Below are 20,618 nucleotides of genomic sequence, written 5' to 3' on the forward strand. Positions count from 1 at the left end.
ATCACTCCTATTGATGAATATCGTCATTTGATGTTATTTTCTACATTGCAGATGAAAATATGCAAAAAAAGTTTGGCATTTTAAACGTAAACTTAAAACTATCTTAAAATAAGCTTGTTTTGATCTCAAAATCGTTGACATATTCACAAAAAAAAGATATAATTAAATAGTCGATTTATTGTTGATTATGTAGTGTTTTGTTAAGTGGTATGTGTGAAGGGAGGATATGTCCCGTCGGGGGCATAGTTTTAAATGAAGAAAAATGAAGATATGCCGGTGGTCATAAAGCTTGACCGAAAAAAAATAAAGCATTCGGCTAAAGGCAGGGTGAAGCGAAATTATATCGCCTGCATAGCAGTGTGCTTCATAATGGTATTTATTGCAGGAGAATATGGCTCGACCACGCAGAATGTGTCAAGCTATGATAATTCTCACGTTGCTGATCTTAAATATGACGCCGAAGATAAGGAAGAGATCATTGAGGATATGGTTAAAAATGATCTTACGGCAGAGCAGGTCAGTGACAAGTGGCAGATAGACAATCCTGACGCTGTAAAAAAGTGGCTGGACGCTTATAAAAAAAACGGAGTTGACGGGCTAAATTCAAAGGAAGTCACGTTCTTTGGTTCATCAAACGACACTTCTAATCTGGAAGCACTGGCAGACGCTTTTTCTTTTAGCCGAAATGCAAAGGAAAAGGCACAGACCTATCTTAATGACAGGCTCAATAATTTTACAGCCTCTGCTTCGGTTTATTTTGACAGTGCAACAAACTCTAATTCCTATCAGTTTTCATTGCTTACGGCGATAATGAATGTTTTAGGAAAAAAATCCACATGGGATACTATAGTTTCATTCGTGTATTTTATTTTCCAGTTGATGTTCACCATATTCATAGTGAATGTGCTTTGGGTATGTGAGAGAAGATTTTTCCTTGAAAATCACACATACAAGAAAACGAAGATAGGCAGACTAGGCTTTCTTTTCCGCGAGAGAACGCTTCACCCCGCAAGGACTATGTTTGTAACCAGCATATATCAGACCTTATGGGCATTTACTATCGTGGGATATCCTATAAAACATTATGCCTATTCAATGGTGCCGTTCATATGTGCGGAAAACCCTAACATCAAGACGAGAAAGGCAATAAAGCTTTCTATCGCCATGACTAGGGGATACAAGTGGCAGCTTTTCAAGGTGGATCTTTCTATGATAGGCTGGACACTGCTTTCGAGCATATCTTTCGGTGCGGTGGGAGTATTCTGGTCTAACCCATACACAACTGCAATAGACGCAGAGGTGTATTTACAGCTAAGGCGTGAGGCTATCAAGAACAAGATAGAGGGCTATGAGGAGCTTAATGACAAGCTGCTTGACCTTGACCTTCTGGAAGAGCTTATGGCTGAGGAAGCTGCACAAAAGGGCGAAAATCCTGACATTGTTAGAAGCATACCGATATGCACGATAAAAGTGCCTGAAAATAATGAGAATGGGGGCGGTGAATAATGGAGAGAACGCTGACGCTTGACGATCTGCGGGAATTTGAGCAATACCCCGGTCTTGCGGTAGACAGAAAGGCGCATTTCAGCCGATTTGCCAACAAGACTATAGTTCACCGTGACTATCACAGAAACTATACACTAATGACGTATATACTGCTGTTTTTCATATTCGCATTTATAGGCTGGATATGGGAAGTGGGCATACACATCGTTGAGGACGGAGTTTTCGTCAATCGAGGAACCATGTTTGGTCCATGGCTTCCTATATATGGTTTTGGCGGTGTGTGCGGTATCATACTGCTGAAGCGGTTCATAGACCACCATGTGGCGACTTTTTTCCTTGTTGTGGGGTTATGCTCGGTGGTCGAATACGTAACGAGCTGGTATCTTGAAACGTTCAAGCACATGAAATATTGGGATTACACGGGATATTTCTGCAACATCAATGGCAGGATATGTCTTGAGGGAGCGTTGATATTTGGCTTTGCAGGCTGTGCAGGAATATACATCATGGCACCGTTTTTTGATGATCTTTTGAAGAAGATACCATTCAAGGCAAGGTTTGCGGCGTGCGTGATACTTGTTGTATTATTCTGTTGTGACGCTGTTTACTCAAAGGCTAATCCTAATCAGGGCAAGGGCATAACTGATTATGCGGCTTACAATCTGCCTTTTCACAGGGTCGTGGTTAGTGAGGAGCTAGGAGTTAGGAGTGAGGAATTATTATTGCTACACTCTGATATTCTCGGATAGGTTTGATATGATTTTTAGAAGGGCGGTTTTTGACCGTCCCTACGGATTTTTTGGGGATAGAAAAGCGGTGCAGAGTTTTCACTCCGACACCGCTTTATCTTTTGTTCTTTATTTAGTGCTTGTGATTTACTCGGTTTGGCTATGCCATTCCTCAGTCCTCACTCCTCATTCCTCATTTAATTAGAGTTTTAATCCAAAGCTTATTGATAATGCCGAATTTACTGCGGACATGGAGCTTACGTCAAGTGTTCCCATTTTCTCCTTTAGCCTTTTCTTGTCCAATGTACGGATCTGTTCCAACAATACCACGGAATCTTTCGCTAGTCCGCAGGTGCCGCCGCCAACTTCTATATGTGTCGGCAGTTTCGCTTTATCAAGGCGGCTCGTTATTGCCGCTGCTATCACTGTGGGTGAATGCTTATTGCCTATGTCATTTTGTACTATCAGCACCGGTCGCATACCGCCTTGCTCTGAGCCTACCACTGGGCTGAGATCTGCATAATATATATCGCCCCTGTGTACAGTCACTTGTAAACACTCCTATTCTATGGGCTTTCGCCTTGATTTGCAGGCTTTTGCTCCTGCTTGTTCCTATTATTGCCTTATTATCGGGGTATTATACCAAAGTATCTATTTTGTTACAAGGTGCAGGGCTGTTTTATTTTATGCGGCAGCAGTGCTTTGGGTGAAAAGTCAGTATTGGTTGACTTTTCACGGTCAAAGTGATATACTTAACATAGTAAATAAAGGCGTAAATGCCTTGAAAGGAATGATTCTATGAGCGAAGGCTGCACACATGATTGCGAAAACTGTGCTTCAAAATGCTCTGATAAAAAGAGCTTGAAAGAGGAGCTTAATGCTGCGAGCTCTGTGAAAAAGGTATATGCAGTAATGAGTGGAAAGGGTGGCGTAGGCAAGTCTTTGGTAACGAGTATGCTTGCAGTAACGGCACAAAGACGTGGTTTTAAGACCGCTGTGCTGGACGCTGACATAACAGGCCCGTCTATACCGACAGCGTTTAATATCCACGAGAGAGCTAATACCAATATGTATGGCATTATCCCTGCGGTGAGCAAGACCGGTATTGAGATAATGAGCCTTAATCTGCTTCTTGAAAATGAAACTGACCCTGTTGTATGGCGTGGCCCTGTTATTGCAGGCGCAGTGAAGCAGTTTTGGACAGATGTGGCATGGAACGACGTTGACGTGATGTTTATAGATATGCCACCAGGAACAGGTGATGTGCCGCTGACAGTTTTTCAATCCATTAAGGTTGACGGCATAGTTATCGTCACATCGCCACAGGAATTGGTTTCCATGATAGTCGAGAAAGCGGTGCATATGGCGGATATGATGAAAGTACCGGTGCTTGGAATAGTGGAGAATATGTCATATTTTGAGTGTCCTGATTGTGGAAAGAAGCATAATATCTATGGTGAGAGCCATGTGGACGAAGCGGCAGTGAAGTTTGGTATCGACGCTGTGGCGAAAATGCCTATAGACCCGAAGTTTGCGAAAGCTTGCGATAACGGTGAGATAGAAGAAGTCGAGGGCGGCTGGCTGGATTCCATTGCGGATAAACTTCTCGGTTAAAGTGAGAAGTGAGGAGTGAGGAATGGCATAGCCAAACCGAGTAAATCACAAGCATAAAGTAAAAGTCAACACCGAGCGTAGCGAGCAAAAGGTCCAGGGGCACGCCCCTGGTCAGGGTCAAGGGGTGAAACCCATTGTGGGTACAGGGCAAAGCCCTGTCGGAGTTTGAGGCAGAGCCTCAATAGGCGCAAGCCTACAAAAGCGGTGCAGAAAAGCAATAGAAGAAAAACAAACTAAAAGCAAAATCAAAGCGGTGTCGGAGTAAAAAAACTCTGCACCGCTTTTTCTATCCCATAGCACAACGTAAAATCCGCAAAGAGCGTAGCGATTTTGCGGCACAGCGAATTTGTCTGAAACTCTGTATGGGCGAACAGAGTTCGCCTGTGGGTGCGGAGTAGCGTTATATTTAGAATTGTAGAGGTTGGCGTTTATCAGAAGTTATGGTAAAAAACGCAGAAAAAAAGCAGGCGGAAACCGCCTGCTTTCGCTATATTCAGTAATTATTAGAAACCAAGAATGCCCTTGAAATCTTCAATAAGCTTTTCTTCCTGTGCTTCTGCATCAGCTCTTGTGTCGCCGATAGTTGTGTAGTATGCCTTGATCTTTGGCTCTGTGCCGGAAGGTCTGATTATTACACTTGCACCCTGCTCAAGCTTGAATGCGATAACATCTGACTTTGGAAGTGTAAGAACTGTCTTTGCGCCTGTTTCAAGGTTTGTTTCCTCAGATGCAAGATAATCTGCTATGTCTACTACCTTGAGTCCGCCAATAGCCTTAGGTGGATTAGCTCTCAGATCTGTCATGATCTCCTTCATTCTCTCCATTCCGCTTGCACCCTCGCACTGGAATGACTTCTGGCTGTGGAGATAGTTTCCGTACTTCTTGTACATATCTTCTCTTGCCTGAAGCAGTGAAATGCCCTTTGTTCTGTAGAATGCTGCCATTTCACAAATGAGCATTGAGCCTACTACTGCGTCCTTATCTCTTACATATGAGCCTGCAAGATAACCATAACTCTCTTCAAATCCGAAGATATATCTGTCGTCCTGTCCCTCTTTCTCAAGGAAACCGATCTGCTCGCCGATAAACTTGAAGCCTGTGAGAACTTCTCTAAGCTCTACATTGTACTCTGCTGCTATCTTCTTGCATATGTCTGTTGTTACGATAGTCTTAACAGCTACAGGGTTCTTTGGCATTGTGCCAAGGGCTGTTCTTTCCTGGCAAATATATTTGAGGAGCATTGCACCTACTTCGTTTCCGCTGAACAGTACATAGTTGCCCTCTGGGTCAGGTACTGCGATACCAACTCTGTCACAGTCTGGGTCTGTTGCAAGAAGAAGATCAGGCTTTACTGTCTTGCAAAGCTCAAGTCCCTTTGCAAGGGCTTCCTTTATCTCAGGGTTAGGGAATGGACAGGTAGGGAAGTTTCCGTCAGGATTTTCCTGCTCAGGTACTACTGTTACTTCCTTTATGCCTATCTTCTTAAGGATAGCTCTTACAGGCTTGTTTCCTGTGCCGTTGAGCGGTGTGTATACTACCTTCAGACCGCTGTCTGCTACGAGGTCAGTATGTACGCCCTGCTGTGCTACCTTGTCAAGATACTTGTCGATAACTTCCTGCTTGATGTATTCGATCTTGCCTGACTTGATACCGTCCTCAAAGTCCATTACCTTTGCACCGCCGAACATCTCAACTGCGTTGATCTTGCCGATAACTGTGTTTGCAACATCGAGTGTGATCTGACAGCCGTCCTCGCCGTAAACCTTGTAACCATTGTACTTTGCAGGATTGTGTGATGCAGTTATAACGATACCTGCCTGACATTTAAGCTCTCTTACAGCCCAAGAAAGCATTGGAGTCGGCATAAGCTCTGAATAGATGTATACCTTTATGCCGTTTGCAGCCAGAACCGCAGCAGCTTCCTTTGCGAACTTGTCAGACTTGATACGGCTGTCATATGCGATAGCTACGCTGCCGTTTTCAAATGCGCCGTTTACATAGTCTGCAAGACCCTGTGTTGCACGTCTGATAGTGTAAACATTAAGTCTGTATGCGCCTGCACCGATAACTCCTCTGAGTCCGCCTGTGCCAAATTCAAGATCTCTGTAAAATCTGTCCTGGATCGCAGCCTCGTCGCCCTCGATAGATTTGAGTTCTGTCTGGAGATCAGGATCGTCAACAGCCTTTTCACACCAAAGCTTGTAAAGTTCCATTTCTGTCATTGTTAAATCACCTCATATAAATATTTCGCTTATAAAATATACATTTCTATAGAATACATTATAGCACACTCCCATATTTATTTCAAGAGTTGTAACAGTTATTTAACAAATTCCTGCAACTATTTACAAATGAGTTTCCTGAAACTTTTCGGGACATAATGCTAATTTCGGGACAGGGTGAATATAAATATAAAAATAGTATATGTGAGAGGTGGAAAATGTGAAAATATTAAGGAAAATATGCTCGGCAGTGTTATGTGCGGCGGTGGCAGTGTTTATGGTGTGTTCGCTGGCGGAGGGGAAAGAAAAAGCAGGTGCGCTGTCAGCGGAGGACTTTGTGCCTGCGGACACTGTGGCGGTGAGCGATATCATAGAGGGGCTTACGGCTAGGTCTGCAGTGGTGACGGAGATGACCACAGGCAGGGTGCTTTTTGAGAAAGAGCCGCAGGTACAGTGTGAGTGCGGTCACTATGCGAAGCTCATGGTGCTTTTGCTCACAGCAGAAAAGATAGACAGCGGTGAGCTTTCCATGAGCGACACGTCAGTGGTGTCGGAGTATGCCAACTCTCAGCAGGGAAGCCAGATATGGCTTGACAAGGGAGAGAAGATATCTGTGGAGGAGCTTATAAAATCAGTGTCGGCAGGCAATGCAAACGACGGCTGTGCGGCGCTTGCGGAAAAGGTGGCAGGCTCGGCAGACAAGGCGGTGGAGCTTATGAACAGCCGTGCGAAAATGCTTGGCATGAATGGCACTGTTTACACTGATTGTACTGGCATGGGAGAGGGCAATGTTACAACAGCAAAGGACACGGCTTTGCTTTGTTCGGAACTTGCAAAATACAAAAATCTCACTCCTTACCTTACCTGCTGGCTTGACACTGTGAGAGACGGCAAGGCGGAGCTTGTAAATCTTAATAGGCTTGTGCGTACTTACAAGGGCGTAACAGGCATGAAAGCGTGGGGAAGTGAAAAGGCTGGGAGCTGTATTGCGGCAACGGCTGAAAAAGGGGATATGTCAGTATGCGTAGTGCTTAACGGCTGCGATTCGCAGGAGGATATGAATGCTGAGGCGAAGAAACTTCTGAACTTGGCGTTCGATACATATGAGATATACACCCCTGAACTTCCTGAGGATATGGTAAAGGAAACTGTGGTGTGCGGAGGAGAGGAGCTTTCTGTGGAGCTTGCTCCCAAGGGGCTTTATCCTATAGTTATACCGAGGGGAACATATCGTATGGTGGAGTGCGATTTTACGGCAGAGGAGAAGCTTGACGCACCTGTGAAAAATGGCGAAACTGCGGGAGAAATAAGATACACCATGGGCGGCGAGGTGATATTAGAGGGAAAGATAGTCGCCTGCAAAGATGTGAAGAAAATGAATTTTATCTGCGGCATAAAAAAGCTTGTGTACAATTTGCTGAGTATGTAATATTATATTTGTTTAAAATGTACAAAAGATGATTTCGCTTTATAAAACTCTTGAAATGTTCACAAAAATATAGTATAATTTATCTAGTATTAACGGAGAAACGTGTTTTATGGTATCACGCTCTCCGACAGGTAAGGAAAGGAAATGAAGGATAATGTCATTAAAGCTTAACACAAAGTATCTTGAGGGTTTTGTAAGTGAACATGAATACGAGGGTATGGCTGCGCAGGTAACTGCAGCTCATAACACTCTGGTGAACAGAAACGGTCTGGGAAATGATTTTCTCGGCTGGGTAACACTCCCTGAGGATTATGATAAGGAAGAATTTGCAAGAATCAAGGCTGCTGCCGCAAGAATAAAGGAAAAGTGCGATGTTCTCATCGTTATCGGTATCGGCGGTTCTTATCTTGGTGCAAGAGCTGCTATCGAGCTGCTCAAGTCGCCATTCTACAACAATCTTAAGAAGGATACTCCTGACATCTATTTTGTCGGAAACAATATCAGCTCGGCTTACCTTAACGAGGTGCTTTCAATTTGCGAGGGCAGAGATATCTGCGTAAACGTAATTTCAAAGTCGGGCACAACAACTGAGCCTGCACTTGCTTTCAGAATTTTCAAGAAGCTTCTTGAAGATAAGTATGGCAAGGAAGAGGCTAAGACAAGAATTTTTGCCACAACTGACAAGGCTAAGGGTACTCTTAAGCAGCTTTCTGACGAAGAGGGCTACGAGACATTCGTTGTTCCTGATGACGTTGGCGGAAGATTTTCAGTTCTCACAGCAGTTGGCCTTCTCCCTATCGCAGCAGCAGGCTGTGATATCGACAAGCTCATGGCTGGTGCAAGAGAGGGTATGAAGAAGTATTCTGCTGATGATAACAACGATTGCTATAAGTATGCAGCACTTAGAAACATTCTCTACAGAAAAGGCAAGAGCGTTGAGATGCTCGTTTCATATGACCCTTCATTCACAATGATGGGCGAGTGGTTCAAGCAGTTGTTCGGCGAGAGCGAGGGCAAGGACGATAAGGGTATATTCCCATCTGCCGCTACTTTCTCTACAGACCTGCACTCACTTGGTCAGTTCATTCAGGACGGCTCAAAACTTATGTTTGAGACAGTTATGCACATCAAGACACCAAAGAGCGACCTGTTCTTGGAGCCTGACAAGGATAATCTTGACGGACTTAACTTCCTCACAAATCAGAATATGTCAGTTGTAAATGAAAAGGCATATCAGGGTACTATCCTTGCTCACACTGAGGGCGGCGTTCCTAATATCGTTATAGATGTTGATAAGCTCGATGAGGAAAACCTTGGCGAGATGATCTACTTCTTTGAGAAGGCTTGTGCTATCTCAGGTTATATGCTTGGCGTAAACCCATTCAATCAGCCGGGCGTTGAGAGCTACAAGAAGAATATGTTCGCTCTTCTCGGCAAGCCGGGTTATGAGTCACAGAAGGCTGAACTCGAGGCTAAGCTGGGCTAATATCCTAAAGGCAGAACAAAAGGAAATTTTGAGCGTTTCCCCTTTGGGGGTCTGCTCTTAAAATAAATGCTTTAATAAGCGGAACGGAGAGTTTATATGATTAATTTGATTCCAGGTAAAAAGGGCACAGGCAAGACTAAGATACTTGTTGATTCTATCAAGAAGGCTGCTGAAAATGCTACAGGCAACGTTGTTTGCATCGAAAGAGGTATGCAGCTTACCTATGACCTTCCTCATAATGTAAGATTGGCTGACGCTGAAGAATACGGTATCAACAGCTTTGACAGCTTCTATGGCTTTGTTGCAGGTCTGATGGCTGGCAACTATGACATTCAGGAAGTTTTCGTTGACGGTATCCTGAAGATCGGCGGCAGAGATTATGACGCTCTTGGCAATATGCTTGAAAAGGTAGCAGTTCTCACAAAGGACGTAAACGTTACTTTCACAGTATCTGCTGACGTTGATGAGCTGCCTGCAAAGGTAAAGGCTTTCATCAAGTAAGGCTTTGCGCTTCGTTTATTGGTATTTTGATAGCAAAAACGAAAAAATTGAAAAAAAGTATTGACAAATCACGTTTCTCAGGTTATAATGGAATTTGTGATGTTTGAGGTGCAAGTATGAATGTACAGTTGAAGGAACTTTTCGATATAATCGGAGAGCGAAAAACGATCGATTATTCCATAACAGCAGACAAGCTGTCGGAGTATGGCGGATATTCTTTTGCATCGCCCGTTGCGGTAACAGGTGAGATAGAGAACAGGGCAGGGGTGGTAACGCTCAGGTTCAAGACTGTTTTTACTATGGATCACACCTGTGACAGATGTCTAAAGGAGTTCAGCAGGGAGTATGTTTATGACTTTGAACACACTCTGGTGAGAAGTGTTCAAAGCGACAGAGACGATTATGTGGTCTGCGAGAACAATGCTCTTGATCTGGACGAATTAGCTATTTCAGATTTGTTGTTACAGCTGCCTACAAAAATTCTTTGCAGGGATGACTGCAAGGGTTTGTGTTACGTTTGCGGACAGGATTTGAATGAGGGCAAATGTAACTGCTCTTGACGGGAAATAGCTGAACAGACTATAATGATTTTACTGACGAGGAGGTGCCAGAATGGCAGTACCAAAGAGAAAAGTATCCAAGGCTAGACGTGACAAGAGACGTTCAGCAGTTTGGAAGCTTGACGCACCTGCACTTTGTAAATGTTCTAACTGCGGTGAGCTTACTTCACCACACAAGGTTTGCAAGAATTGCGGTTATTATAAGGGCGTAGAGGTTATCAAGAAGGAAGCATAATTTTTGATAAGCACATAGAGCAGAATGGCTTAGGCCGTTCTGCTCTTTTTTGTTGTAGCAGTGAAAAAGGCGGGCAAACGCTGTTCACTGCTACATATTTGCAGTAAAAATCTATGGAATGTGGGTGCTGTATTTCTTGTATGGTTGACAAAACGTGAGAAATTGTGTTATACTATACGATGTATCAATGTGCAAATTTATATGAAATGAGGTCGATATATATGTCATTGCCGATCGTTGCGATAGTGGGCAGACCTAATGTTGGTAAGTCTACTCTTTTTAATAAGCTTATCGGTCAAAGACTTTCTATAGTTGAAGATACTCCTGGCGTCACAAGAGATAGGATATATGCAAAGTGCGAATGGCTCGGACACGAGTTCATGCTGGTTGACACGGGCGGAATCGAGCCTGAGTCTGATGATATTATCCTTGCTCAGATGCGCAGACAGGCGGAGCTTGCTATACTGAAAGCTGATGTCACCATTCTTGTGACAGACCTTAAATGCGGAGTTACTGCTACTGATTATGAGGTGGCACAGATGCTTTTGAAATCGGGCAAGCCTATCGTGCTTTGCGTGAACAAGGTGGATAATGTGGGCGAACCGCCTATGGAGCTGTATGAGTTCTATAATCTCGGTTTGGGCGAACCGTTTCCTGTTTCTTCTGTTCATGGTCACGGAACGGGCGACCTCCTTGACGAGGTGCTGAAATATCTTCCGGATGAAAATGAAGAGGACGATGACGATGATTCGATAAAGGTCGCTGTTATCGGCAAGCCTAACGTTGGAAAGTCCTCTATAATAAACAAGATATGCGGTGAGGAACGTGTTATCGTGTCAAATATTGCAGGCACTACCCGTGACGCTACTGACTCGGTTGTGGAAAATGAAAAGGGCAAGTTCGTTTTCATAGATACGGCTGGTATCAGACGTAAGTCAAAGGTGCTGGAGACTATTGAGAAATACTCTGTGCTGAGGGCTTATATGGCTGTTGACAGAGCCGATGTTGCTGTTATCGTTATTGACGCAACTGTGGGCTTTACTGAGCAGGATTCAAAGGTGGCAGGCTATGCTCACGAAAAGGGCAAGGCTTGCGTTGTTGCGGTGAACAAGTGGGACGCTATCGAGAAAGAAACTAACACCATGAACGACTTCCAGAAAAAGCTTCAGGACGATTTCAGCTTTATGAGCTATGTGCCTTTTGTGTTCATCTCTGCAAAAACAGGTCTGAGAATGGACAAGCTTTTTGATACTATCAAGTTCGTTGCAGAGCAGAACTCTATTAGAATACCGACAGGAAGACTTAACGATGTTCTCGCATATGCTACCCAGAGGGTACAGCCACCGTCTGACAAGGGCAGAAGGCTGAAGATATACTACATGACGCAGGTTTCTACCAAACCGCCTACATTCGTGTTTTTTGTAAACAGAGCCGATCTGTATCATTTTTCCTATCAGCGTTATATTGAAAATCAGATAAGAGAGACCTTCGGACTTGAAGGCACGCCTATCGTTTTCAAGATAAGAGAGCGTGACAAGGACGACGTTAAATAAAATTCTGGAGGTTATTTTGTGGACATATTTTTAAGTCTGGCATTCACTATAATTTTTTCCTATCTTTTCGGAAGTCTTAATTCTGCCATAATCGTGTGCAGAGTTTTAAAGCATAAGGATATCCGTGATTACGGAAGCAACAACGCAGGTTTGACCAATGTTCTGAGAGTGTTCGGAAAAGGGCCTGCGGCGGCAACGCTGTTGTGCGACCTTGCAAAGGGCGTGCTTGCGGTAGTTATCTGCCGACTTGTGGTGACAAACAGTTTCGGCGTGACTTTTTTTCATGACGATAAATTTATCGGATATCTTGCGGGCTTTTTTGTAATGCTTGGACATATTTTCCCGGTATTCTATGGTTTTCACGGTGGAAAGGGCGTTCTTATTGCGGCAACGACCCTTATCGCTATCGACCCGCTGACCTGTGCTTTCTCGGTGGCTGTTTTCGCTATCGTGCTTGCGGCAACAAAATATGTGTCTGTGGGTTCTATATGCGCCGCTATCGCATATCCTGTTTTTACGCCTATCGTTCAGCTTTTTATCATCAAGGGCGACGGCGTTCTTGCAAATACTCTTATGGCAACGGCTATCGGTCTGCTTATCATTTATATGCACAGACCTAATATCAAACGCCTTATGAACGGCACCGAAAACAAATTCGGGAGCAAGAAAAAGGCGTAAGGGAGGTTTTATTATGGCAGATATTACTATACTCGGTTCAGGCGGATTTGGTCTTGCACTGGCAATAATGTGCGACAATGCAGGGCATAAAGTAACAGTATGGTCAAAGTTTCAGGACGAGATAGATGCTATCAAGAGAACGGGCGAGCTTAAAGCAAAGCTCCCTGGCGTTCAGGTGAACAAGACTATCGAGCTTACAACGGATATAAGCTGTGTTAAGAATAAAGACATGGTGATACTTGGCATACCTTCACCTTTCCTCAGAGAGGTCTGCGAAAGCGTTGTGCCTTATCTTGAAAGCAGAACGATAGTTGTGAACACGGCAAAGGGTCTTGAGGGCGGAAGCCTTAAAACTATGTGCTGTGTGGCGAAAGAGTGCTTTCCGAACAATCATGTTGCGGTGCTTACCGGTCCGTCACACGCAGAGGAAGTGGCAAGAAAAGTTCCCACCACTGTTGTTACTGCTTCTGACGACAGGGAGGTTTCATATTATATACAGAACACTCTTTCTAACGATACGTTCAGAGTGTATGTTAATGATGACGTTATGGGCTGCGAGATAGGCGGTTCGCTGAAAAACGTCATTGCTTTGGCGGCAGGCGTTTGCGACGGCCTTGGACTTGGAGACAACACAAAGGCTGCACTTATGACAAGGGGTATCAGAGAGATATCACGTCTTGGAGTTGCAATGGGCGCAAAGCTTGAAACCTTTGGTGGACTTAGCGGCATAGGCGACCTTATCGTTACCTGCTGTTCAATGCACAGCAGAAACCGCCGTGCGGGTATCCTCATAGGCAAGGGAGTTACCCCTGAGGAGGCTGTAAGACAGGTCGGCACTGTTGAGGGCTATGTATGTACCAAAAACGCATGGGAGCTTTCAAAGAGAATGGGAATTGAAATGCCTATCACAGAACAGCTTGCAAAGGTGCTTTTTGAGGGTGAGCCTGCGGCTAACGCTATCAAAAATCTTATGGGCAGACCGAACAGAAATGAAACTGAGTCAACTTTTCTGAGTTAGGAAAGCGACCGTTGAAAGGACGGATACATATGCTTAAAAGATACACTATCAAGACAGAACGCAGAGGGCTTTACAACATCACGAGCTATGTAAGGCAGGCTGTCACAGAATCAGGGGTGCAAAGCGGCATTGCTGTGGTGTTCTGTCCCCACACCACGGCGGCGATAACCATAAATGAGAATGCCGACCCCGACGTAAAAACTGATCTTCTTTACGCTTTGGAGGAAACATTTCCGAACAGACCGCAGTTCCGTCACGCTGAAGGAAACTCTGACGCTCATATGAAGTCAAGCTGTGTTGGTGCTTCGGAAACTGTTATCATCGACGATAACGAGCTTCTTCTCGGCACTTGGCAGGGTATCTATTTCGCTGAGTTTGACGGACCGAGAACAAGAAACTTTTTTGTGAAGATAATAAAGGGCTGATTTTGGCGTTTTTCCTCTTTACAATCTGCTGAAAATATTGTATAATTAATATGGATAATTCCAACGAAATATGTGTTAAGGAGTGCTTTGAAATATGGAACCTAAATATAAGAGAATATTGCTCAAATTAAGCGGTGAGGCTCTCGCAGGCGATAAGAAGATAGGTCTTGACTATGACGTTATCACATCATTTGGCAAGAGCATAAAAAAATGTGTTGACGCCGGCGTTGAGGTAGGTATCGTTGTAGGCGGCGGCAATTTCTGGAGAGGCAGATCAAGCGGTGCAATGGACAGAACAAGAGCCGACCATATCGGTATGCTGGCAACTGCTATGAACGCACTTGCTGTTGCGGACGGCCTTGAGAACTGCGGTCTTGAAGTGAGAGTACAGACAGCTATTTCTATGCCACAGGTGGCTGAGCCTTACATCAGAAACAAGGCTATGCGTCATTTTGAAAAGGGCAGAGTGGTTATCTTCGGCTGTGGCACTGGTAACCCGTTCTTCTCAACTGATACGGCTGCGGCACTGAGAGCGGCTGAGATAGAGGCTGACATATTCTTTAAGGCTACCATGGTAGACGGTGTTTATGACAAGGATCCTCACAAGTATCCTGACGCTGTTAAGTATGACACACTTACATTTGCTGATATCCTTGCAAAGGGTCTGCAGGTAATGGACTCAACTGCTGCGGCAATGTGTAAGGACAACAATATCCCGATACTCGTTTTCGATCTTGCAAGACCTGACAATATCTATGACGCTTGCATGGGCGAAAATATAGGCACTCTCGTAAAATAATAAAGATAATCAAGAAAGGATCGTTTGAATATGAAACAGATCAAGGAAAATGCTAAGACAAAAATGGAGAAATCCATAAACGTTATGCTTTCGGACTTTGCAGGCATCAGAGCAGGCAGAGCTAATCCGTCTGTACTCAACAAAGTCCAGGTAGAATATTATGGCGCAATGACTCCTGTTACACAGATGGCGGCGGTTTCTGTTGCTGAGGCAAGAGTGCTTGTTATACAGCCATGGGATAAGTCAACTCTCAAGCCTATCGAAAAGGCTATCCAGGCTTCTGATATCGGCATCAATCCACAGAATGACGGCTCTGTTATAAGACTTACTTTCCCACAGCTCACTGAGGACAGACGTAAGGAGCTTGTTAAGGATATCAAGAAAATGGGCGAGGAGTGCAAGGTCGCTATCCGTTCTATCAGACGTGACGCAATGGAAAAGTTCAAGGCAATGAAGAAGAACAACGAGATCACAGAGGACGATCTTAAGGACTGCGAGGACGAGATCCAGAAGCTTACTGACAGGTTCGTTAAGGAAGTTGACGGTCACGTTGCCGAAAAGGAAAAAGAGATACTCTCTATCTAAGCCATGGCGAATAATGAGAAGATAAGCCTTGGAGAGAACGTGTCTGTGCCTGTTCATGTGGGCGTTATAATGGACGGCAACGGCAGGTGGGCGAAAAAGAGAGGCTTGCCCCGAAAGTTCGGACACAGAGAGGGCGCAAAGACCTTTCGTGCCATAACAAGACACGCCAAGGCGCTTGGAATACAGTATATAACTTACTATGCGTTTTCTACCGAGAACTGGAAAAGACCTAAGGACGAGGTAGACGCAATTATGGATCTTTTTGAAAAGTATCTTGACGAGGTCAGGGACTTTATCGAGGAGAATATCAGGGTGCGCTTTATAGGCGACAGAACAAGGCTCAGCGAAAATCTGCAAAGGAAAATGGCTTCCGTTGAGGAGGACTCAAAGGACTTTGACTCTATGACCCTTGTGCTTGCTATCAACTACGGCGGCAGGGACGAGATTTGCCATGCGGCTAAGACATTGGCTCAGCAGGTGAAAGAAGGCAAGCTGGAGCCTGAGGATATCACAATGGATATGATAGAGAGAAATCTCTACACTGAGGAGATACCTCCTGTTGACCTTGTTATAAGACCTAGCGGAGAGCAAAGATTGTCAAACTTTATGATATGGCAGGCGGCTTACGCGGAGTTCTATTACACAAATATCCTATGGCCTGACTTCAAAGGCAGCGACCTTGACAAGGCTGTTATCGCATACAGCGAAAGAAACAGAAGATTTGGAGGGGTGTAAAAAATGTCTACCCGTATTAAATCTGCGGCAGTTGCCATTGTTATCGCAGTGATACTGCTTATCGCACACGGAACGTTCCTGTTCAACATTGCGGTGGGCGCAATTTCTGCACTTGCAATATATGAGATATTCAGGGCGACAAAAATGACAGAGCATAAGTATCAGACCATTGCCTGCTGTGCGTTTGCCTTTGTGGACGCTTTCATGCCTGTGTTCTACAGACACGGCTGGCTGTACTTTTTCAGCTACAAGCTTTATATGGGGCTTTTCGTTATAGCAATGTGTCTGCTTTATCTTAAAGAGCATACAAAATTCCAGTATACAGAGTTTTTCTTCATGCTGGGCGTGGGCATACTTCTGCCGTATTCATTCTCAACTTTGGTCACAATGGCAGGCTTGGGCGGCAAGGGCGTGTTTATGATAGTTCTTACTCTTGCAGCGGCTTGGCTGGCTGACAGCGGTGCTTATTTTGCAGGAACTTTCTTCGGCAAAACAAAGCTTTGCCCTGAGATAAGCCCTAAGAAAACTGTGGAGGGCCTTATAGGCGGCGTTATCTCAAATGGTATTCTTATGCTTATAATAAGCCTGTTCTATCAGTTCGTGCTTAAAGGCGAGCCTATCCATTATCTTGGTGTTCTAATCGCAGGTATGCTTGCGGCTCTTATTGGACTTGTGGGCGACCTTACAGCTTCGGTGATAAAAAGACAGACAGGTATAAAGGACTATGGCAACATAATGCCGGGTCACGGTGGAATAATGGATCGCTTTGACAGCGTTCTGCTCGTTGCACCTTTTATGTACTATATGTTCACACAGGGGCTTATACTTAAATAGAAAATTATGACTTTTAGGGGCAGGCTTAGGCTTACCCCTTTTAAGCGTTATTAAGGCAACACCGCTTGCAAACCATCTTTATGCGGAATTGCCTGAATTTATTTTATATGATGAGGGACAATAAATGAAAACAATGACCATACTCGGTTCAACGGGTTCTATAGGCACGCAGGCATTAGAAGTGGCTGCAAAGCATAATATTAAAGTAAAGGCGCTTGCGGCAAATTCTGACGTTGAAAAGCTTGCGGCTCAGTCAAAAGAGCTTATGCCTGAGCGTGTGTGTATCTACCGTGAGGACAAAAAGGCAGAGCTTGAAAAGCTTCTCAGTGGCACTGGCATAAAAATATCCACAGGCATGGATGGACTTAAAGAGATAGCAAGAATGGACGGTGTCGATATCATGCTCAACTCAGTCGTTGGCATGGTGGGTCTTGTGCCAACCCTTACGGCTATCGAAAAAGGCACTGACATTGCCCTTGCAAATAAGGAAACACTTGTGGCAGGCGGTGAGCTTGTTATAAAGGCGGCTGCTGAAAAGGGAGTGAAGATATATCCTGTTGACAGCGAACATTCGGCTATCTTTCAGTGCCTGCAGGGAAACGAGGGCAACAAGCTCAAAGGGATAATCCTTACTGCTTCGGGCGGACCATTCTTCGGCAAAACAAAGTCTGACCTAGAGGGCGTGACAGTTGAGCAGGCTTTAAACCACCCTAATTGGTCAATGGGCAGAAAGATAACCATTGACTCTGCTACGCTTATGAACAAGGGTCTTGAATTTATCGAAGCAATGTGGCTTTTCAAGCTCAGACCTGAGCAAATAGAGATAGTTGTCCATAGACAGAGCGTTGTACATTCAGCGGTGGAGTATGAGGATAATTCTGTTATCGCTCAGCTTGGCGTGCCTGATATGAAAATACCCATACAGTATGCTCTGCTTTATCCTGAAAGAGTGGAATGTGATGTGAAAAAGCTGTCCCTTACAGACTATGGAAAGCTCACTTTCGAGAAGCCTGACTATGATACGTTCGATTGTCTTAGGGCTTGTATAAAGGCTGTCACTATCGGTGGAAATCTTCCTGCGGCAGTGAATGGAGCGAATGAGGAAGCCGTTGCGGCTTTTCTTGACGGCAGGATAGATTTTCTTGACATTGGTAGAATAGTAATGAGCGTTTGCGACAGCACCCCACGAAAAGAGATAAAATGTGTGGAAGATGTGCTGGAAGCGGATAGAAAGGCTAGGGAGAGAGCGAAGGAGCTTATCGGAGCTTAGTGAGGAGCGGCTTTTAAGTGAGGAGTGAGGAATGGCAAAGCCATACCGAGCAAAGCGATTTTGCGGCAACATAAACTATCCCGAATATTTGTAGGGGCTGGCGCCCTCGACAGCCCGCTCGGAGGAGCGAGGTTTGAATTATCCAGAGCTTATGTAGAAAACATTATGTGGATAACACAAATGAGATTGTAGACGAAATGTCGGAGGGGTCGGGACGTCGGATTTATGCAAAGCAGAAATTACGCCGCTCCCCTACAGAAAATAAATTACAACAGCATTAGTAAATCAAACGCACAGAGTGTTCATGCGAGGTAAAAAAATGAGTATATTATTTGCAATATTGATCTTTGAAGCTATCATAATAATACACGAGCTTGGTCACTTTATTGCGGCGAAAGCCAGCGGAGTAAAGGTCAACGAGTTCGCTATTGGCATGGGTCCTGCCATTATCAAAAAGAAAAAGGGCGATACCCTTTACGCTTGGCGTGTGTTTCCCATAGGTGGCTATTGTGCCATGGAGGGCGAGGATAACGGAAGCGAGGACGGCGGTGCGTTTTGTAATAAAAGCCTGCCAAAAAGAATGCTTATCGTGGTGGCAGGCGTTATAATGAATCTTGTGCTTGGATATATTACCCTTTGTATCAGCACCGCAAGGTCTGACGGTATCGCAACCACCACTATATCGTGGTTTGAGGATAACGCTATGTCCCAATCGACCGGCTTGCAGATAGGCGACGAGATAATCGAGGTCAACGGCATGAGGATTTTCACTACTATGGATATGTCCTATCAGTTTGGAAACGATGAGGACGGCAAGTTCGATATGGTGGTGAAGCGTGACGGAAAAAAAGTGGAGCTTAAAGACGTCACCTTTGCAACGAACGATAATACCATGCACATTGATTTCAAGGTCGCACCAAAAGCTGTGACCGTCGGCTCTGTGATAACTCAGTCTTTTAAGCAGGGCTGTACTGACGGCAGACTTATCTATATCTCATTTGCAGACCTTATAAGAGGAAAGTATTCCATAAAAGACCTCAGCGGTCCTGTGGGTATCGTTGATACTATCGACAATGTTATCGACAGTGAAAGGGACAGCCAGTCAGGCAAGATAGACTGGTCGTCACTTATTGACACAATGTTGTCGCTGGGTGCGTTCATGACCATAAATATCGGCATTTTCAATCTCTTGCCATTGCCTGCACTTGACGGCGGAAGACTTTTGTTTCTTATTATCGAAGCGGTACGCCGTAAGCCTGTCAAGCCTGAGCATGAGGGAATGGTACACGCTATCGGTATGGCGGCTCTGTTGCTTCTTATGGTAGTGGTGACAGTGAGCGATATCATCAAGCTTGTTTAAAGGAGGAACTGTTTATGTCAGGTGAAAATAAGAGAAACGTAAGACCTGTCAAGGTGGGGGGACTTGTCCTTGACGGCAAAAAGATATATATTCAATCAATGCTCAATGTGCCGTCTACGGACATAGAAGGCTCTGTTAAGCAGGCTGTGGAGCTTGAAAAAGCTGGCTGTGAAATAGTAAGAGCGGCTATACCAAACATGGAAGCCGTTAAGCTTATCCCTGCTATCAAAGAGAAGATCTCTATCCCTCTTGTGGCGGATATCCACTTTGACTATCGCCTTGCCATTGCGGCGGCGGAAGTTGGTATCGACAAGATAAGGATTAACCCCGGAAATATCGGCTCTATGGATAGGGTAAAAGCGGTGGTTAAAGCCTGTCGTGAAAGAAATATCCCTATCAGGATAGGTGTGAATGGCGGCTCTCTGGAAAAGGAGTTGCTTGCGAAATACGGTTCGCCAACTGCGGAGGCTCTTGTGGAAAGCGCAATGGGTCATGTGAGAATTTTGGAGCAGTGCGACTTTGAGGATATCGTTATTTCTATAAAGTCATCAGACGTGCCGACTATGATAAAGGCATACAGACTGTGTGCACAGACCTGTAATTATCCTCTGCACCTTGGAGTAACTGAGGCTGGCACCGAGAGAATGGGTCTTATAAAATCATCTATCGGTATAGGTTCGCTTCTGTGCGACGGCATAGGCGAAACTATAAGAGTTTCACTTACAGACGAGCCTGTAAAAGAGATATACGCCGCAAAGGATATTTTAAAGGCTATCGGCAAGAGTGGCGGAGTAAGGATAGTTTCCTGCCCTACCTGCGGAAGAACTAGGATAGACCTTATAGGTCTTGCCAAAAAGGTTGAGGAGGCCACCAAGGATATAGACAAGGATATCAAGATAGCCGTTATGGGCTGTGTTGTGAACGGCATAGGCGAGTCGGGCAACGCTGATATCGGCATTGCAGGCGGTGACGGCTGTGCGGTGATATTCAGCCACGGTGAAAAGCTCAGAAAGGTATCAGAGGAGGAGGCTTTGCCTGCGCTTCTGGCGGAAATAGAAAAACTTTAAAAGGATATACCAT

At 44.8% G+C, this 20,618-nt stretch carries 21 protein-coding genes; 19 read left to right on the plus strand and 2 right to left on the minus strand.

Going from position 1 to position 20,618, the window contains the following annotated elements:
- Positions 1 to 252 precede the first annotated feature (252 nt).
- Entirely contained in the window at positions 253 to 1,506 is a 1,254-nt protein-coding gene (locus RBI_RS14265) for a DUF975 family protein (protein WP_051706843.1), read from the plus strand.
- Positions 1,506 to 2,255, plus strand: coding sequence for a putative ABC transporter permease (locus tag RBI_RS10600; protein ID WP_051706846.1), 750 nt, complete (start codon positions 1,506 to 1,508; stop codon positions 2,253 to 2,255). Before RBI_RS14265 ends, RBI_RS10600 begins: the two co-directional genes overlap by 1 nt.
- Before the next feature lie 180 nt (positions 2,256 to 2,435).
- On the opposite strand, the gene RBI_RS10605 is transcribed toward RBI_RS10600, so the two are convergent.
- Positions 2,436 to 2,783, minus strand: coding sequence for a type II toxin-antitoxin system PemK/MazF family toxin (locus RBI_RS10605; RefSeq protein WP_022287405.1), 348 nt, complete (start codon positions 2,781 to 2,783; stop codon positions 2,436 to 2,438).
- A gap of 249 nt (positions 2,784 to 3,032) precedes the next feature.
- Here RBI_RS10605 and RBI_RS10610 point away from each other — a divergent pair, with 249 nt between their 5' ends.
- A complete protein-coding gene (locus RBI_RS10610; protein WP_041337156.1) occupies positions 3,033 to 3,848 on the plus strand; it encodes an Mrp/NBP35 family ATP-binding protein in 816 nt (271 codons plus the stop codon).
- Between the two features lie 503 nt (positions 3,849 to 4,351).
- On the opposite strand, the gene RBI_RS10615 is transcribed toward RBI_RS10610, so the two are convergent.
- A complete protein-coding gene (locus RBI_RS10615; RefSeq protein ID WP_022287403.1) occupies positions 4,352 to 6,070 on the minus strand; it encodes a phospho-sugar mutase in 1,719 nt (572 codons plus the stop codon).
- Between the two features lie 220 nt (positions 6,071 to 6,290).
- Here RBI_RS10615 and RBI_RS10620 point away from each other — a divergent pair, with 220 nt between their 5' ends.
- From RBI_RS10620 to ispG, 16 genes are all read left to right on the plus strand, one after another.
- A complete protein-coding gene (locus RBI_RS10620; RefSeq protein ID WP_041337157.1) occupies positions 6,291 to 7,499 on the plus strand; it encodes a D-alanyl-D-alanine carboxypeptidase family protein in 1,209 nt (402 codons plus the stop codon).
- Between the two features lie 154 nt (positions 7,500 to 7,653).
- A complete protein-coding gene (locus RBI_RS10625) occupies positions 7,654 to 8,985 on the plus strand; it encodes a glucose-6-phosphate isomerase (protein WP_041337158.1) in 1,332 nt (443 codons plus the stop codon).
- A 96-nt stretch (positions 8,986 to 9,081) separates the two neighbouring features.
- The gene (locus RBI_RS10630) at positions 9,082 to 9,486 is read left to right on the plus strand and encodes a hypothetical protein (protein WP_022287400.1); all 405 of its coding nucleotides are present in this window, start codon (positions 9,082 to 9,084) and stop codon (positions 9,484 to 9,486) included.
- 116 nt (positions 9,487 to 9,602) lie between these two features.
- The gene (locus tag RBI_RS10635) at positions 9,603 to 10,046 is read left to right on the plus strand and encodes a YceD family protein (protein ID WP_041337159.1); all 444 of its coding nucleotides are present in this window, start codon (positions 9,603 to 9,605) and stop codon (positions 10,044 to 10,046) included.
- Positions 10,047 to 10,098: 52 nt separating this feature from the next.
- Positions 10,099 to 10,281 carry a 50S ribosomal protein L32 gene (gene rpmF / locus RBI_RS10640; protein ID WP_022287398.1) on the plus strand — a complete coding sequence of 61 codons (183 nt, stop codon included), beginning with the start codon at positions 10,099 to 10,101 and terminating at the stop codon, positions 10,279 to 10,281.
- 221 nt (positions 10,282 to 10,502) lie between these two features.
- Complete coding sequence (gene der / locus RBI_RS10645; RefSeq protein ID WP_041337160.1) at positions 10,503 to 11,834, plus strand: ribosome biogenesis GTPase Der; 1,332 nt, start codon at positions 10,503 to 10,505, stop codon at positions 11,832 to 11,834.
- Between the two features lie 18 nt (positions 11,835 to 11,852).
- Complete coding sequence (plsY, locus tag RBI_RS10650) at positions 11,853 to 12,512, plus strand: glycerol-3-phosphate 1-O-acyltransferase PlsY (protein WP_148303612.1); 660 nt, start codon at positions 11,853 to 11,855, stop codon at positions 12,510 to 12,512.
- 13 nt (positions 12,513 to 12,525) lie between these two features.
- Positions 12,526 to 13,530 (plus strand): NAD(P)H-dependent glycerol-3-phosphate dehydrogenase, encoded by a 1,005-nt coding sequence (locus RBI_RS10655; RefSeq protein WP_041337161.1) that lies wholly within the window; start codon positions 12,526 to 12,528, stop codon positions 13,528 to 13,530.
- Between the two features lie 29 nt (positions 13,531 to 13,559).
- Positions 13,560 to 13,955: a secondary thiamine-phosphate synthase enzyme YjbQ gene (locus RBI_RS10660; RefSeq protein WP_041337162.1), complete on the plus strand. Its 396-nt coding sequence runs from the start codon at positions 13,560 to 13,562 to the stop codon at positions 13,953 to 13,955.
- A gap of 94 nt (positions 13,956 to 14,049) precedes the next feature.
- Positions 14,050 to 14,754, plus strand: a complete 705-nt coding sequence (pyrH, locus tag RBI_RS10665) for a UMP kinase (RefSeq protein ID WP_022287393.1) — start codon at positions 14,050 to 14,052, stop codon at positions 14,752 to 14,754.
- A gap of 30 nt (positions 14,755 to 14,784) precedes the next feature.
- A complete protein-coding gene (gene frr, locus RBI_RS10670) occupies positions 14,785 to 15,339 on the plus strand; it encodes a ribosome recycling factor (RefSeq protein ID WP_022287392.1) in 555 nt (184 codons plus the stop codon).
- Positions 15,340 to 15,342: 3 nt separating this feature from the next.
- Positions 15,343 to 16,074 carry an isoprenyl transferase gene (locus RBI_RS10675; RefSeq protein ID WP_081856045.1) on the plus strand — a complete coding sequence of 244 codons (732 nt, stop codon included), beginning with the start codon at positions 15,343 to 15,345 and terminating at the stop codon, positions 16,072 to 16,074.
- A 3-nt stretch (positions 16,075 to 16,077) separates the two neighbouring features.
- A complete protein-coding gene (locus RBI_RS10680; protein WP_041337163.1) occupies positions 16,078 to 16,908 on the plus strand; it encodes a phosphatidate cytidylyltransferase in 831 nt (276 codons plus the stop codon).
- Between the two features lie 124 nt (positions 16,909 to 17,032).
- Positions 17,033 to 18,178 carry a 1-deoxy-D-xylulose-5-phosphate reductoisomerase gene (locus tag RBI_RS10685; protein WP_041337166.1) on the plus strand — a complete coding sequence of 382 codons (1,146 nt, stop codon included), beginning with the start codon at positions 17,033 to 17,035 and terminating at the stop codon, positions 18,176 to 18,178.
- A 319-nt stretch (positions 18,179 to 18,497) separates the two neighbouring features.
- Positions 18,498 to 19,538, plus strand: coding sequence for a M50 family metallopeptidase (locus RBI_RS10690; protein ID WP_051706851.1), 1,041 nt, complete (start codon positions 18,498 to 18,500; stop codon positions 19,536 to 19,538).
- 14 nt (positions 19,539 to 19,552) lie between these two features.
- Complete coding sequence (ispG, locus tag RBI_RS10695) at positions 19,553 to 20,605, plus strand: flavodoxin-dependent (E)-4-hydroxy-3-methylbut-2-enyl-diphosphate synthase (RefSeq protein WP_041337168.1); 1,053 nt, start codon at positions 19,553 to 19,555, stop codon at positions 20,603 to 20,605.
- Positions 20,606 to 20,618 lie beyond the last annotated feature (13 nt).

This window comes from Ruminococcus bicirculans (ex Wegman et al. 2014), from assembly GCF_000723465.1.
Lineage (GTDB): Bacteria > Bacillota > Clostridia > Oscillospirales > Ruminococcaceae > Hominimerdicola > Hominimerdicola aceti.

Bases quoted from the DNA above. Each gene is read 5' to 3' on its own strand.
- RBI_RS10685 (WP_041337166.1), top strand. From the start codon at position 17,033: ATGAAAACAATGACCATACTCGGTTCAACGGGTTCTATAGGCACGCAG.
- frr (WP_022287392.1), top strand. From the start codon at position 14,785: ATGAAACAGATCAAGGAAAATGCTAAGACAAAAATGGAGAAATCCATA.
- RBI_RS10680 (WP_041337163.1), top strand. From the start codon at position 16,078: ATGTCTACCCGTATTAAATCTGCGGCAGTTGCCATTGTTATCGCAGTG.
- ispG (WP_041337168.1), top strand. From the start codon at position 19,553: ATGTCAGGTGAAAATAAGAGAAACGTAAGACCTGTCAAGGTGGGGGGA.
- der (WP_041337160.1), top strand. From the start codon at position 10,503: ATGTCATTGCCGATCGTTGCGATAGTGGGCAGACCTAATGTTGGTAAG.
- RBI_RS10690 (WP_051706851.1), top strand. From the start codon at position 18,498: ATGAGTATATTATTTGCAATATTGATCTTTGAAGCTATCATAATAATA.
- RBI_RS14265 (WP_051706843.1), top strand. From the start codon at position 253: ATGAAGAAAAATGAAGATATGCCGGTGGTCATAAAGCTTGACCGAAAA.
- RBI_RS10615 (WP_022287403.1), bottom strand. From the start codon at position 6,070: ATGACAGAAATGGAACTTTACAAGCTTTGGTGTGAAAAGGCTGTTGAC.
- RBI_RS10675 (WP_081856045.1), top strand. From the start codon at position 15,343: ATGGCGAATAATGAGAAGATAAGCCTTGGAGAGAACGTGTCTGTGCCT.
- RBI_RS10630 (WP_022287400.1), top strand. From the start codon at position 9,082: ATGATTAATTTGATTCCAGGTAAAAAGGGCACAGGCAAGACTAAGATA.
- RBI_RS10635 (WP_041337159.1), top strand. From the start codon at position 9,603: ATGAATGTACAGTTGAAGGAACTTTTCGATATAATCGGAGAGCGAAAA.
- RBI_RS10610 (WP_041337156.1), top strand. From the start codon at position 3,033: ATGAGCGAAGGCTGCACACATGATTGCGAAAACTGTGCTTCAAAATGC.
- rpmF (WP_022287398.1), top strand. From the start codon at position 10,099: ATGGCAGTACCAAAGAGAAAAGTATCCAAGGCTAGACGTGACAAGAGA.
- RBI_RS10660 (WP_041337162.1), top strand. From the start codon at position 13,560: ATGCTTAAAAGATACACTATCAAGACAGAACGCAGAGGGCTTTACAAC.
- pyrH (WP_022287393.1), top strand. From the start codon at position 14,050: ATGGAACCTAAATATAAGAGAATATTGCTCAAATTAAGCGGTGAGGCT.
- RBI_RS10625 (WP_041337158.1), top strand. From the start codon at position 7,654: ATGTCATTAAAGCTTAACACAAAGTATCTTGAGGGTTTTGTAAGTGAA.
- RBI_RS10655 (WP_041337161.1), top strand. From the start codon at position 12,526: ATGGCAGATATTACTATACTCGGTTCAGGCGGATTTGGTCTTGCACTG.
- RBI_RS10600 (WP_051706846.1), top strand. From the start codon at position 1,506: ATGGAGAGAACGCTGACGCTTGACGATCTGCGGGAATTTGAGCAATAC.